Origin of the sequence: Acinetobacter sp. WCHAc010034, assembly GCF_001696615.3 — a bacterium.
In the GTDB taxonomy this organism is placed as follows: domain Bacteria; phylum Pseudomonadota; class Gammaproteobacteria; order Pseudomonadales; family Moraxellaceae; genus Acinetobacter.
On sequence record NZ_CP032279.1, the window covers coordinates 2,706,874 to 2,720,068 of the forward strand.

Genomic DNA, 13,195 nt, shown 5'->3' on the forward strand with positions numbered 1-13,195 from the left:
GTTACGCTCCAAATAATCGTGCTAGCCAGCCTTTAGGTTTTACAGTGATATGCCGGTAAGGTCGCTCCTCGCCAAGGAAGCGGGCGACCAGGTCATCATAGGCCTGGCCTGCAGACTCTTCTGTGAACAGAATGACGGGCTTGCCTTCGTTGGACGCCTGCAGCACGCTCTTGCATTCAGGAATCACGCCTAAAGTCGGAACACGCAGAATATCCTTGGAAATGTCATCAATCGTCAGCATTTCCTGCTTGTCGGCGCGTTCAGGGTTGAAGCGCGTAATGCACAGATGCTTGCGGATGCGGCCTTCATTCTGTTCAACTTTTTTGGTTTTGCTGTCCAGCATGCCGATAATGCGGTCAGAGTCGCGCACTGAAGAAATTTCAGGGTTGGTGACAATAATCGCTTCATCCGCATGGTACATGGCCAGAATCGCGCCACGCTCAATGCCTGCAGGCGAGTCGCAGATGATGTAGTCAAATTCTTGCGCAAGCTCATCCATTACGCGCGCCACGCCTTCATCGCTGAGGGCATCTTTGTCGCGGGTTTGCGAAGCCGGCAAAATATACAGGTTTTCTATGTCTTTATCGCGAATCAGCGCTTGCTGCAGCCGGGCTTCGTTATTCAGCACGTTTACAAAATCATAAACCACGCGGCGCTCACAGCCCATGATCAAATCCAGGTTGCGCAAGCCCACGTCAAAGTCGATCACAACAGTTTTGTGGCCGCGCTGGGCTAAACCTGTTGCAAAAGATGCACTTGTTGTAGTTTTACCTACGCCGCCCTTGCCTGATGTTACGACAACAATTTTCGCCACCGAATCCACTCCTGTTATGGTAAATCCCCCTGTATAAACGGGGTTTTTGGTGTTTATTTATACATTAAAACTGCAAAGCTTCAAATACCAGCTCGTGCTGGTCATTTAAATAAATATGCACAGGCTGCTTTGCGACATGCTGCGGGATGTCATCCGCCACGCAATAGGTTCCCGCAATAGACACCAATTCTGCTTCCAGTGAGTGGCAGAAAATGCGCGCTGCGGTGTTGCCTCCAGCACCGGCAATGACTCTACCACGGGCGCTGCCGTAAATATGTATATTTCCTGAAGCAATTGCTTCTGAGCCGCTGTTCATGCCGGCAGTGCTGATAATGTCGCCATGATCCTGTACTAGGCATTGGCCGGTGCGCAGGATTTCATTGTGATAAGATGTGATATGGCGCGCTGCCGGCGCTTCTTCAGCGGCGTCCTGTTCAGCCTTCTGCTCAGCCGGCGCAGGCGCGGCTTCTGCAGCCAGCTCTTTGGTGGCTTTCACCTGCTGCAGCTGGCGGTCAGCCGGAATCACCGGGAACTGGATGGTGCGCGCCTGATCCGCCAGCAGCCCTTCAGTCACAGCCATCGGCTGCAGGTTCAGGCTGATCAGCAATTGAATCAGTTCAATCAGCTCCTGTTCAGCGCTGCTTTCAATCACAGCCAAAGCGCCGGCCGGAAAGCCTTTCTGAAGCATTGGCGTGAGCTGCTGGCGGATCGCATCATGATCATTTGTATCGAGGCTAATGCGAATCGCATTGACCATTCTGCCTTTTATCCGTATGTCAGCCATAATTATTCCTTAGTACTTCTGAGCTATTGGTTTTATGCCGAAGTGATGCCGTAAATACAGCAAATGCTAGAGCAAAACGGCGCAATTCTCTAGCGCGAAAGACAAATATTTTGCCCCGCTGCTTAATCTTTGGCTTGATCCTGCTCCTGCATGATCTGCTGCCACTGCTTGACCTTGACCTGCTTGCGCACCGCATGCAGGCTTTCAAAAACCGCGGAACGCACCAGCGCATCCAGCTGCGCGTTGTTTTCAACCTCTATCTGGCTGATCCGCTTGGAAATATCAGCATAAAGGTTTGGGCTGTCGGCGGTGGATGCCGCTGGGTCCGCGAAAGGGTCGATCAGGCCCTGGGTAATATTTTCCCCCAGGCGCTGCCCGATGCTTTGAATCTGCTGTTCAATGCGCCCGCCGACAATCGGAATCAGCCTGAGCAGCTGGGTCAGTTCCGGCGTGTCTTCTATGGCCCGGTTGACAATCTGCCCGACGTTTTTGGCAATGCGCTCGCGGTCAGCGCGCAGCTCCCTGCTGAGGTTTTCCTGCAGCATTTCGGCCAGCACCTGCGCAAACATCTCGCGGTGGTGCTGCACCAGGCTGCTGATCAGATCCTTATGCGTGGTGCTGGTGCTCAGCTCGTGCTTCAGGCCATCCAGCACGGTTATCACGATGCGGTCAGACAGCTCTTCCATCACCACGCGGTAATAAAACAGGCCTTTTTTCTGCAAAGAGGCGGGGAAAATCTGATAGCCCATTTCATACAGGCGGTAGGCGATGCTGCCGGCGCGGAACAGCCGTAAAAAGCGCAGGTGCGGAATCACCGCCAGCACTTCATACCAGTGAATAAAAGGAAAGAAAAACCAGCGCTGATGGTGCCGGTTAATAATGGCAATACCCCAGCGCACCAGCAGTTCCGCAATCAGGAAAATAATGAACCAGGCTTCGGTGCTGATTACCCATGGGTGCAGATGCTCTCGGTAAAATTCCAGCACGCTGGACAGATGAATGGTGCTGAAGAACCAGCCGCCAATATTGCTCATCAGGAAGAAGTTCATGCCCAGGCAGAACAAATTAAAAATAATGATGAACACCATAAAGATGTCATAGGCCAAATACAGCTTGAAGGGCCAGCTGTCCGGATCTAGATGGTGGTATTTGGATTTTTTAACTGCATCATTCTGCGGCATATGCGTTCACTTCAACCTTATTCGGCAGCAGCGGTATATTCTGCTGTCATCTTTTCAATCAGCTGGTCTTTTTCAGTCCAGAGCTGGTCAAGCCAGTTCTGGAATTTTTCCCGGAATTCGGCATCATCTTCATAGCTGCCGGCCAGCACCCAGGCTGGAATGTCAATTTTACGCAAATTTACCGCAATGCGCGGCACTTCGCCCAGCCAAAATTCGCCGTAGCCCGGCGCGCCATCCGGGTAGACAATGGTCATGTCCACCAAGGCGTCAACCTTGTCGCCTAAAATATCCAAGGCCAGCGCGAGGCCGCCGGCTTTCGGCTTAAGCAGGTGCCGGTACGGCGAGCCTTGGCGCGCTTTTTTCTCCGGGCTGAAGCGCGTGCCTTCCAGATAGTTCAGCAGGGTGAAAGGCTGGCTCAGCAGCTGCTCGCAGGATTTGCGCGCTTCCTCAATATCGCGGTATTTCAGCTCAGGATTGGCGGCGATCTGCTCCTTGCTGTGGCGCCTCATCATCGGGAAGCCAAGGATTTTAAAGGCTTGGCCGACAAAAGGGATAAAAATAAGCTCCCATTTGGTGAAAAACCGCGTCAGCGGCATGCGGCTCAGGCCAAAATACTGATTGACCGTGGTGTCGACCCAGCTTTGGTGGTTGCAGGTCATCAGGTAGCGCCCCTGTAGCTTCAAATCCAGCTGTTCATCTACAGTAATGTCCCACCGGGTATGCGGTAGAATATGGTCAATCAGCCAGTTGTTGACGCCCAGCCAGCTGTTGGTGATTTTGATATTGGTTTCATCCACCTTGCGCGACTGCCGGAACAGCTTGGTCAGGCCCAGCGCCAACACTGGCGGGCCATGAAAAAAAGTGCTGGCTGTAATGACGCAGCCGACTGCAAGCCCGCGTATGATTTTTTTTAATGCTGGTTGCTTCTTAGTTTTAGATGGCATATAAAAAAGTCCTGGGATCAAATTGTTAAAATTTGCCGATTGCCACAAATATAGCTGCAGTTTTGAAAATAAAAAAGCCTTGAAATCCAACTGTGAAGAAATTGTGACGGACTTAACGGAATTTTCTCTGCCAAGTATTACAATATGTAACTAAAGGTTTTATTATTAACAAAAATTCAATGGTCGGGCTATTTTTTTTAATCCATCATTTCAACCATGCAGCAAAACATTCAAAGAAGGAGGCATGCAATGCGTGCACTAGCAATTTCAGCAGCGGCAGCAGGGGCATTGGTATTATCTGGCTGTCAAACAGCCGGCGGTACAGGCGGTATGGAATATGACAAAGCCGCAATTGGGGCATTAGTTGGCGCAGCGGCGGGCTATGGCCTGTCTAAAGGCAATGCCAACACCAGCGCGCAGAATAACCGCGCTGCAGCGATTGGCGCAGTATTGGGCGGCGCGACAGGGGTTTATTTAGACAGCAAAGAGAAAAAGCTGCGTGAACAGATGGCGGGCACTGGCGTTGAAGTTAACCGCAATCCAGACGGTTCTGTCGGCCTGATTATGCCGGGCAGCATCACATTTGATACCAACAAGTCAAACATCAAGCCTAACTTCTATTCTACTTTGAATAAAGTTGCGAAGACGCTGACTGAAGACAACAAGAGCGGCATTCTGGTGACTGGCTATACTGACAGCACCGGCACTGACTCGATCAACATTCCATTGTCTCAGGCGCGCGCGCAGTCTGTAGCCAGCTATTTAGCGGCTCAGGGTGTTTCAACCACACGCATCAATGCGCAGGGCCAAGGTTCAGCCAACCCAATCGCGTCAAACGCAACGCCGGCGGGCCGTGAGCAGAACCGCCGCGTGGAAATCAGCATTTACGCAATTCAGTAATTCAGCTGCTGAATCAGGGAAACCGCCTCCGGGCGGTTTTTTTTATGCGGGTAAAATCATCTTTTAGATTATGCAATGCCGGCGGAGATGACTATAATCGAGGCCGGATCAGGAAAAGGAAACACTATGTCGCTCGCAAGTCAGTTAAACGACAAGCAACTTGAAGCCATGAAATATACTCAAGGGCCCTTGTTGGTGCTTGCAGGCGCAGGTTCAGGCAAGACATCGGTCATTACCCGGAAAATTGCCTATCTAGTCAAGCACTGCGGCATTCCGGCGCACCGCATTACCGCCATGACCTTTACCAATAAGGCGGCGCGGGAAATGAAGGAGCGCGTGACCAAGCTGATGTCGCGCGAAGAAGCCAAAGGCCTTTCTGTTTCAACCTTCCATACCTTCGGGCTGAATTTGCTGCGCCTGGAGCTGAAAAATACCCCTTTAAAGGCCAATTTTTCCATTCTGGATGCCGATGACTGCAAGCGCATCCTGATGGACCTGATGCACCGCGACAACTTATCCGGCGCGGAAAGCAAAGAGCTGATCGCCAAAGCCATGAAGATGATTTCTGACTGGAAAAACGACCTGATTCCGCCGGAGCAGGCGCATACTACCTGCGAAACGCCTGAAGATGTGCAGATGGCGCATTTGTATCAGCTGTATGAGCGCAACCTGCGCGCCTATAATGCGGTGGATTTTGACGACCTGATTGTGATGCCGACCCGCCTGCTGCAGGAAAATCCTGAGGTGCGCGAGCGCTGGCAGAACCGCATCCGCTATCTGCTGGTCGATGAGTATCAGGACACCAACACCGCGCAATATATTCTGGTGAAGCTGCTGGTTGGGGTGATGGGGCAGTTTACCGCGGTAGGCGATGATGACCAGTCGATCTATGCATGGCGCGGCGCGAAGCCTGAAAATATGGCCTTGCTGCAGGAAGATTTCCGCAATTTAAAAGTCATCAAGCTGGAGCAGAATTACCGCTCTACCAGCCGCATCCTGAAAGCCGCCAATACCGTGATTGGTAACAACCCGCATATTTTTGACAAGAAGCTCTGGTCAGACAAGGGCCACGGCGAAGTGATCCGCGTGATTACCTGCCGCAATGACGATGATGAAGCGGAACGCGTGGTGAAGGACCTGATTACGCATAAGCTGATGAACGGCAAAAACTGGAAGGATTACGCAATCCTGTACCGCGGCAACTTTCAGGCCCGCGTGCTGGAAACCCAGCTGCGCCAGATGCAGATTCCCTACAAGCTGTCCGGCGGCCAGTCATTCTTTGCGCGCTCCGAAATCAAAGACATGATGAGCTATCTGCGCCTGATCATTAACCCTGAAGATGACAGCGCCTTCCTGCGCATCATCAATACGCCGAAGCGCGCGATTGGCCCGGTGACGCTGGAAAAGCTCGGGCTGTTTGCGCAGGAGCAGCGCTTATCCCTGCTGGCGGCCGCCGGCGATCAGCGCCTGACCATGGCGATTCCGAAAAAGGCCACCACGCAGCTGGCGGAATTTTCAGATTTTATTGCGCGCTTTACCCGCAATCTGCTGGAAGATGATGAGCCGGTGCCGATCATCCGCCAGATGATGCTGGAAGCAGGCTATATTGACTATGTCAAGGAAACCGCGGCCACGCCGGCGCAGGAAAAAACCAAGCTGGACAATATAGAAGTGCTGTACAGCAGCATTCAGAGCCTGATTAACCGCGCGGAAAATGTCGATGAAAAGAACATTGAAAGCGTGATCCGCAAAATGGTGCTGCTGGACATGCTGGAGCAGCAGCAGGAAGAGGAAGACACCGACAAGGTCAATCTGCTAACCCTGCATGCCTCCAAAGGCCTGGAATTCCCTTATGTCTATCTGATTGGACTGGAAGAAGAGCTGCTGCCGCATAAAAACTCAATCGCCGCCGAAACCGTGGAAGAAGAGCGCCGCCTGATGTATGTAGGCATCACCCGCGCGCGCCAAGGCCTGACCATTACCCTGGCGGAGCAGCGCAAGGCCGGCGGGCAGATGAAGCAGCAGACGCCAAGCCGCTTTTTGGATGAGCTGCCGGAAGACGAGCTGGAATGGCTGGGCCGTAAGAAAAAGCTGGCCGGCAATATCGATCCGAAGCAGCAGGCGCAGCATTATTTAGAAAATTTACGCGCGCTGATCAAGCGCTAATCTCTCCCCATTAGCTGAATAAAACAGGAATGAAGCAATGAAAGTTCAGGTCAAAGTACTCGACGCGCGCCTAGGCGCGGAATGGCCTATGCCGGCCTATGCAACGTCCGGCTCTGCAGGTTTGGATCTGCGCGCCTGCGTAGAGCAGACCACGGTAATTGAGCCGGGCCAAACGGTCTTGGTGAAAACCGGCTTAGCTATTTATATTGAAGATGTGAACTTTGCCGGCATGATTCTGCCGCGCTCTGGCTTGGGCCATAAGCACGGCATTGTATTGGGCAATCTGGTCGGCCTGATTGACTCTGACTATCAGGGCGAGCTGATGGTTTCAGTCTGGAACCGCAGCCAAACTGCATTCAGCCTGGAGCCGGGCGAGCGTCTGGCGCAGTATGTGCTGGTGCCGGTTGTGCAGGCTGAATTTGATCTGGTCGATGAGTTCGCAGCCACCGAACGCGGCGCCGGCGGTTTTGGCCATACCGGCAAAAACTGAGCAGGCCGCTGCTGAAAAGGCAGGCTGCAATATTGAAAGCGGATTGCATGATTATTCAGCAATCCGCTTTTTTATTATAAGCAGGCGGTTTTGAATACTTTATTTTTAAACAATGGATTAAGGATAAGCAGCCGGCGCAGGGTTTGCAGCATTTCAAGTTTCCTGAAGATTCCGGCCCGCGCGTATAATTGCAGGCATTTGCGGATCAGCTTTTGCCTTTATATAACTTAATGGATTTGCAGAAGTTGCTTATTTAAAAAGCGTGAATTGAATAATGATCTGTCACGCAAGTTAATATGCAGCTAATTCTGTATTTTTTTATTTTAAATGCGGAGCGCGTCAGCTTTTTCGGCATTAATGGAGCCATTATCCGGGCAAGGCGCAGGGCGGATTCAGGCTGTCCGGAAAGCCTGCAATGATTGCATTCAGGTTGAATAATAGGCGCTGAAAGTGGATTTTAAACCTTCGCGATTCAAATGGTTAATTTTTTTTAATTGATTATTAAAGGCAAATGATATAAAAAAGATACGCTTTTTAAGGGTGAATATAATTTAATTAATATGATTGGCGGCTGGAAATTATATACCGGCCTCTGCAGGGTTAATGATTAGAAGAACGTATTATGGGGTCACTGTATAATAATTTTCCGATGCATATTTTCCGCGCCTATGATATCCGCGGCAAAGTGTCGCTGCTGAATGCGGAAATGGTGCGCGCAATTGCGCACGGCTTAGCGCAGCAGTATATCCGCGCCGGCCAGCAGCGTCTGGTGATCGGCTATGATGCCCGCCTGAGCAGCCCCGGCTATGCCGGCATTATTCAGGAAGTCTGCGCACAGCATCAATTAAGCGCGCTCATTATCGGCTGCTGTTCCAGCCCAATGCTGTACTGCATAGCGCGCCAGTACGGCGGCAACGGCATTATGGTAACAGCCAGCCATAACCCTAAAACCGACAACGGCATTAAGTGGATTGTGCAGGGGGAGCCGCCGTGCCCTGAAATGATCCAGCAGGTTGCCCATGTGTCAAAAGAATATTTTGTGCCGGAGCATGCGCTGGAACTGGCGCCGGCTCAGGCGGAGCATCAGGTTTTTCCTGAGTACTGCTTGCAGTATCAGCAGTCCCTGCTGGATGACATTCAGCTGAAGCATCCGGTGAAAGCGGTTCTGGATGGGCTGAACGGCTCTGCAGGGCGCTGCGCAGCCTTGGTGCTGAAAAAGCTCGGCTGCGCCGTGACGGCGCTGCGCTGTGAGGCGGACGGCAATTTCCCGGACCATGCGCCGGACCCGTCGCAGGAAATCCATTTGCGCAAGCTGCGTCAGGCGGTGCTTGAGCAGCAGGCGGATATCGGCATTGCCCTGGATGGCGATGGCGACCGGCTGGTGCTGATTGATGAGTGCGGCCAGGTCATTTCAGCAGACCGCCTGCTGTGCCTTTTTGCGGAAATTTGCCTGGCGCAGCATCCAGGGCGGGAGATTGTCTATGACGTGAAATGCTCAACCCTGGTGAAAAATACCGTGCAGGCATTGGGAGGCCAGCCGGTGATGATCCGTACCGGCAGCTCCTTCCTGCGCAAGTATCTGGCTAAATCTCAAGGCCATGCGGTGTTCGGCGGCGAATACGCCGGGCATTATGTGTTCAATGACGGCCGCGGCGGCGGCTATGATGACGGTCTGTATGCGGCGCTGCGCGTCATTGAGCATATGCAGCAGAAAGGCCTGAGCCTGTCGCAGGCGATGCAGGTCTATCCGGAGCGCAGCGGCACGGAAGACCTTTACATCAGCACCTATCAGGCCATCCCGCAAACGGTTTTAAATGCGGTAGAGCAGCAGTCCCAGTATATTGATGCGGAAATCAGCAAAATTGACGGCATACGGCTTGATTTTGATGATGGATTTGGCATCATTCGGGCATCGAATACAGGTGAGTACTTCACGGTACGCTTTGATGCGGACAATGCCGCGCGCTTAGATGAAATACGCACCCTGTTCAGTTCCATGTTATTGGAGCAGTATCCGCATATTGCTCAAGACATTTTAGACGCTCAATAAGGAGAGGCGAATGCCACATCAGCAGACTGGCATCGGCAAAGCGCAAATTTTGACAGAAGCTTTGCCGTATATTCAAAGATTTTCGGGTAAAACGCTGGTTGTGAAGTATGGCGGCAACGCGATGACCGATCCTGAGCTGGAAAGCTCTTTTGCACGCGACATCGTGCTGCTGAAAACTGTGGGCTTAAACCCGATTGTGGTGCATGGCGGCGGGCCGCAGGTTGATTCGTTCCTGAAGCAGCTGGGCCGCGAGTCGGACCGCATTGACGGCATGCGCGTGACGGACCCTGCCACGATGGAAGTGGTGGAAATGGTCCTGGGCGGCAGCGTCAATAAATCCATTGTCAACCTGATTAACCAGCATGGCGGGCGTGCCATCGGCCTTACCGGCAAAGACGGCAATTTGCTCCGCGCGCAAAAGCTGCTGATGCGCAAAACTGCTGAAGACGGCACGGTGGCGGAAATTGACCTTGGCCTGGTCGGCGAAGTGGTGGGCGTCAAAACCGATGTGCTGGAAATGTTTACTCAAGGGGACTTCATTCCGGTGATTGCGCCTTTAGGCGTCGATGATGAGGGCAATACCTACAACATCAATGCCGATCTGGTTGCCGGCAAAGTGGCGGAAGCGCTGGGCGCGGAAAAACTGATTCTGCTGACCAATATCAGCGGCGTGCTGGATGAAAACAAGAACCTGCTGACGGGCCTGACCACGCAGGAAGTTGACCGCCTGATTGAAACCGGCGTGATTTACGGCGGCATGATTCCGAAAGTCGGCTGCGCGCTGGATGCAGTCAAAGGCGGCGTGGTCAGCGCGCATATTGTCGATGGCCGCGTGCCGCATGCCACGCTGCTGGAAATCTTCACCGACCATGGCGTGGGTACGCTGATTACCAACCGCAGCAGCCTGAAAAAAGCCTGATTTGGGATTGAAGCGGAAGCCTCATTGCAATTAATGCCAGTCAGTTAAGAAATTGACTGGCATTTTCTTTTTAAATTCTAGACTTTATTTGATACGCGGAAGCGTCATCCGCAACCTGCCAGGCCTTTGAAAGGGACTGTTTTTGCAACAAAATTATTTAAGTGCAGAAAGTGAACAGGTTTCGCGGATGACAAATGCTTTTGGTTCTTTTGGCGAAACAAAAGAACAAAACGAGCTCCAAAAATCCGATTTAAAAACGGTAAGACTCCGCCGTGCATGGCCCAAAAGTTAAGGAGCTTATTGTAGAACTCCTTAACTGATCAGCATTACTCATTGCAATGAGGCTTTTTTATTGCCTGTTTGCGGCCTGTGCGTCATCAAAATGTCATCGGCATTGCCTAGTGTAGAAAAAAACCCAAGGGCGCATCAGATGTTGGACAAGCTAAATCAGTACCGTCAAAACTTTGCATTTCCATTTCAGAAAAAAGCCGCCGGCGCTGCCTATAAATTTGAATGGATTGAGGATTTGCAGGGGCTGCAGGAGGCGCAGCGTTTCCGGACTGCGCAGTTTTCGCAGCAGTTCGGCATTCAGTTTGAGGCCGGGCTGGATCAGGACCTGTACGATTTCAGCTGCCAGCATGCGGTGCTGCGCGACAAATGGAGCAATGAAATTGTCGCCTATACGCGCTTGAAGCTTTTTCAGGGCCATGAGCTGTACCAGAGCTACAGCCATCAGGAATTTAAAATTGCCGATGAGCTGGGCCATCTGGAAAATATTGTTGAAATCGGCCGCACCTGCGTGCATCCGCGCTGCCGCTCAGGCAAGGCGCTGTCGGTGCTGTGGCTGAACCTGCTGCCGAAAGTCATTTTGGAAATGCGCGCCAAGCATTTGATCGGCTGCGTCAGCATCCGGCTGCAGGGCAATGAAGCGCGGGCCTACTATACCCATCAGCGCATGCAGGCGCTGCCTGAACATGCCCGCTGCGGCATCCAGGCGCAGCAGGCTTTTGAGCCGCCGTATCCGCAGTACAGCCTGCAGCAGGATGAGCGCATTCCTAAGCTTTTTGATGTTTACCTGAAAATGCAGGCGCAGCTGTCGCAGCAGGCCTTTTATGATGAAGCATTCAACTGCCTGGATTATTTTGTCTACCTTGAGGTTGGCCAGCTGGCGAAAAACTTCATTCTGCAGAAAAAAATGATGGCGAATGCGTAAAAATTCATAAAAAATGCGGATTTTCCCGTTTGAAATGGCATAAGGAGTGATGCAGAATAGCTGTGTGGTGGATTAAACAGATGATGAAGGCTTATGTGCCAGCTGCTTGGAATGAATTGCGCGACACCGACGGATATTACCTTTTCTTTCCGGGGCTTCTCGCAGCGCGCGGGAATCACCTCTGACCACTGTGACGGCTTCGGCATCGCTTTTTTTGAAGACAAGGCCTGCCGGCTGTTTGCCGACAACCAGTCTGCCGTCGAATCGCCGATTGCGGAATTCATCCGCAACTATCCGATTAAATCGCGCAATGTGATTGCGCATATCCGCAAGGCGACGCAGGGCAAAATCAATCTGGAAAACTCCCATCCGTTCAGCCGCGAGCTGTGGGGCCGGCAGTGGATTTTTGCCCATAACGGCGATTTGCATGATTTCAAGCCGGAACTGGCGGGGCGCTTTACCCCAGTTGGCAATACCGACAGCGAGCTGGCTTTCTGCTATCTGCTGGAGCAGCTGGTGAAGCGCTTTGGCTATGCCGAACCGTCTTTAGAGCAGATCTTTGATGCGCTGCTGGAAATTGCGCCGGGAATTGCGGAGCATGGCACCTTTAATTTCTGCCTGTCCAACGGCCAGGCGCTGTTTGCCTACGCCATTACCAAGCTGCACTGGCTGGTGCGCGAATATCCGTTCAAGCCGGCGCAGCTGATTGATTTGGATGTTGAGGTGGATTTCAGTGAAGTCACCACGCCGGAAGACCGGGTCGCGGTCATCACCACGGAACCGCTGACGCAGAATGAAGTCTGGACCGCGTTTGCGCCGGGCGAAATGATTTTATTCCGGGACGGGCGTCCGGTGCGCCATGGCCAGACCCGGGTTGCCCGCCTGGAGCGCGAGCTGCTGGACCCGTCTCTTAAGCGCCTGACCAAAGCAGATCAATATTAATTCAAAAAACGTGCTGCAGTGTGCAGATTTTTTAGGCGGATTGGGGCTTTTCAGGAAAATTATTTAGAAATACCTCAATATATAAACTATTGAATTGGTTAAAAAATATCTTAGCTTTATGGTCGGGATTATCCGGTAAATTTCATGTAAAACAGCAGCATGCAAAGAAAATGTGGACTTCCCCTTAAACCCGAGTAATTCACTGCATTTTTATTTGTCCTGTTTAGCGATATCATGAAATTTATGTGATATGTCCTTGATATTATTAGGCGGCCGTAATGAGAATGAAATGGATACCAGAATATAATACTGGCATCGATGTGATTGATGATCAGCACAAACGGATTCTTGACTACATTAATGAAATTGATGGCATTAATGCAAATACAGACCGTGACCGCGTAAAGCAGATTCTTGAAAATATTATTGATTACACGCAGTCGCATTTTACTTTTGAAGAATCCCTTCAGGAAGAAGCCGGCTATAAATACCGCGTGCCGCACAAGCGCGTGCATGATTTATTCATTAAGAAAATTGAATCTTACCGCGACCGCTTTGAAATGGGGCAGGCGATTGAGTCTGAACTGCATGAAGTGCTTTCAAAATGGCTGATTAATCATATTCAGCACGATGACGCGGATTATGTCGGCGCCGTGAAAGAAAATATGATGGGCATTATTAAAGAGAAAGAAAAGAAAAAAGGCAAAAACTGGTTCGCTCGTTTCTTCTCATAAAAAAGAGTAAGCGGGAAAACAAGAATTAAAAGCTCAGCATCAATTAGCGCAGCAAATC

At 51.5% G+C, this 13,195-nt stretch carries 13 protein-coding genes; 9 read left to right on the forward strand and 4 right to left on the reverse strand.

Translation table 11 applies throughout. The annotated features are described in order from the left end of the window. Nucleotide 1: 1 nt before the first annotated feature. The 4 genes from minD to BEN74_RS14645 form a co-directional block, all read right to left on the reverse strand. Nucleotides 2-814 carry a septum site-determining protein MinD gene (gene minD / locus BEN74_RS14630; protein WP_068910668.1) on the reverse strand — a complete coding sequence of 271 codons (813 nt, stop codon included), beginning with the start codon at nt 812-814 and terminating at the stop codon, nt 2-4. A gap of 64 nt (nt 815-878) precedes the next feature. Next, nucleotides 879-1,598 (reverse strand): septum site-determining protein MinC, encoded by a 720-nt coding sequence (minC, locus tag BEN74_RS14635; RefSeq protein WP_068910656.1) that lies wholly within the window; start codon nt 1,596-1,598, stop codon nt 879-881. A gap of 122 nt (nt 1,599-1,720) precedes the next feature. After that, complete coding sequence (locus BEN74_RS14640; RefSeq protein ID WP_068910655.1) at nt 1,721-2,779, reverse strand: hypothetical protein; 1,059 nt, start codon at nt 2,777-2,779, stop codon at nt 1,721-1,723. A 17-nt stretch (nt 2,780-2,796) separates the two neighbouring features. Then, complete coding sequence (locus BEN74_RS14645; RefSeq protein WP_068910654.1) at nt 2,797-3,723, reverse strand: acyltransferase; 927 nt, start codon at nt 3,721-3,723, stop codon at nt 2,797-2,799. Between the two features lie 249 nt (nt 3,724-3,972). Between BEN74_RS14645 and BEN74_RS14650 the strand changes: the two genes are divergently transcribed. From BEN74_RS14650 to BEN74_RS14685, 9 genes are all read left to right on the forward strand, one after another. Beyond that, nucleotides 3,973-4,623: an OmpA family protein gene (locus tag BEN74_RS14650; protein WP_068910653.1), complete on the forward strand. Its 651-nt coding sequence runs from the start codon at nt 3,973-3,975 to the stop codon at nt 4,621-4,623. Nucleotides 4,624-4,749: 126 nt separating this feature from the next. Then, a complete protein-coding gene (locus BEN74_RS14655) occupies nt 4,750-6,789 on the forward strand; it encodes a UvrD-helicase domain-containing protein (RefSeq protein WP_068910652.1) in 2,040 nt (679 codons plus the stop codon). Nucleotides 6,790-6,826: 37 nt separating this feature from the next. Then, nucleotides 6,827-7,279: a dUTP diphosphatase gene (gene dut / locus BEN74_RS14660; protein ID WP_068910651.1), complete on the forward strand. Its 453-nt coding sequence runs from the start codon at nt 6,827-6,829 to the stop codon at nt 7,277-7,279. Between the two features lie 622 nt (nt 7,280-7,901). Next, nucleotides 7,902-9,329 (forward strand): phosphomannomutase/phosphoglucomutase, encoded by a 1,428-nt coding sequence (locus tag BEN74_RS14665; RefSeq protein WP_068910650.1) that lies wholly within the window; start codon nt 7,902-7,904, stop codon nt 9,327-9,329. Between the two features lie 10 nt (nt 9,330-9,339). After that, nucleotides 9,340-10,248 (forward strand): acetylglutamate kinase, encoded by a 909-nt coding sequence (argB, locus tag BEN74_RS14670; RefSeq protein WP_068910649.1) that lies wholly within the window; start codon nt 9,340-9,342, stop codon nt 10,246-10,248. A gap of 142 nt (nt 10,249-10,390) precedes the next feature. Next, nucleotides 10,391-10,540 (forward strand): hypothetical protein, encoded by a 150-nt coding sequence (locus BEN74_RS19505; protein WP_162898197.1) that lies wholly within the window; start codon nt 10,391-10,393, stop codon nt 10,538-10,540. Nucleotides 10,541-10,678: 138 nt separating this feature from the next. Next, nucleotides 10,679-11,461, forward strand: coding sequence for a GNAT family N-acetyltransferase (locus BEN74_RS14675; RefSeq protein ID WP_068910648.1), 783 nt, complete (start codon nt 10,679-10,681; stop codon nt 11,459-11,461). Between the two features lie 93 nt (nt 11,462-11,554). After that, nucleotides 11,555-12,403, forward strand: a complete 849-nt coding sequence (locus tag BEN74_RS14680) for a class II glutamine amidotransferase (protein WP_068910647.1) — start codon at nt 11,555-11,557, stop codon at nt 12,401-12,403. A 278-nt stretch (nt 12,404-12,681) separates the two neighbouring features. Continuing rightward, a complete protein-coding gene (locus BEN74_RS14685; protein ID WP_068910646.1) occupies nt 12,682-13,137 on the forward strand; it encodes a bacteriohemerythrin in 456 nt (151 codons plus the stop codon). The last annotated feature ends 58 nt before the right edge of the window (nt 13,138-13,195 follow it).